The following is an 863-nucleotide window of genomic DNA, read 5'->3' as shown; positions in this document are numbered from 1 at the left end:
GGGGCGGCCGGCGGGTAGCCCCCGGAGGGACGCTAGAAAACATGGATGTTTTCTAGCAGCCCCCATGGATGGGTTCACGGCGTGTCCCGGAGCGGGGCTACCCGGCGGCCGCCCCAGCACGTACGAATTGAGACGCTGCTGTTAGCGCAAAACCGACTATCCACAAACAAAAACGGGCACCCTTTCGGGCGCCCGTTTTCTGGATCCACGCCTTGCGGCAGGGATCAGGCCTTTTCGGCTTCCACGACCACCTTGACGGTGGTTTCGACGTCGGCGTGCAGGTGAACGGTCACCTCGTACTCGCCCACGTTGCGGAAGGCGCCTTCGCCCAGGATGACTTCGCTCTTTTCCAGCGGCAGGCCGGCAGCGGTGAAGGCTTCGGCGATGTCGCGCGGGCCAACCGAGCCGTACAGCTTGCCTTCGGTCGACGCGTTGGCAGCGATGGTGACGCTCTTGCCTTCCAGCGAGGCCTTGCGGGCTTCGGCGTCAGCGTGGATCGACTGGGCCTTGGCTTCGTATTCGGCGCGCTTGGCTTCGAACTCGGCCACGTTGGTGGTGGTGGCCGGAACGGCCTTGCCGGTCGGGACGAGGAAGTTGCGGCCGTAGCCCGGCTTCACGTCGACCAGGTCGCCCAGGCCGCCGAGGTTGGTGACCTTCTGAAGAAGAATCAGCTTCATGGTGTAGCTCCAAAATGTATTCGTTAGCGAGGCGAGCCCCGCAGCGGATGGCTGTCCGAATATCCGAACGGTAGACCCGGCACCGGCCCCGGGCGGGCCGGGGGGGGGGGGGGGGGGGCGCGCAAGGGGGGGGCCCCCCCCCCCCCCGGCAGCCGCGGGGGGGGGGGGGGGGGGGGGGGTTAGGGG

At 67.6% G+C, this 863-nt stretch carries 1 protein-coding gene; it reads right to left on the bottom strand.

Annotation, left to right across the window (positions count from 1 at the left end; translation table 11 throughout):
• Window positions 1–224: 224 nt before the first annotated feature.
• On the bottom strand, window positions 225–677 hold the full coding sequence (gene rplI, locus ACOZHM_RS19845) for a 50S ribosomal protein L9 (RefSeq protein ID WP_421571047.1): 453 nt from the start codon (window positions 675–677) through the stop codon (window positions 225–227).
• Window positions 678–863: the final 186 nt, after the last annotated feature.

The organism is Stenotrophomonas sp. PD6, from assembly GCF_049199305.1.
Classification (GTDB): domain Bacteria; phylum Pseudomonadota; class Gammaproteobacteria; order Xanthomonadales; family Xanthomonadaceae; genus Stenotrophomonas.
Note: the sequence above shows the minus strand (reverse complement) of the source record. Positions and strands in the feature narration are given on the sequence as shown.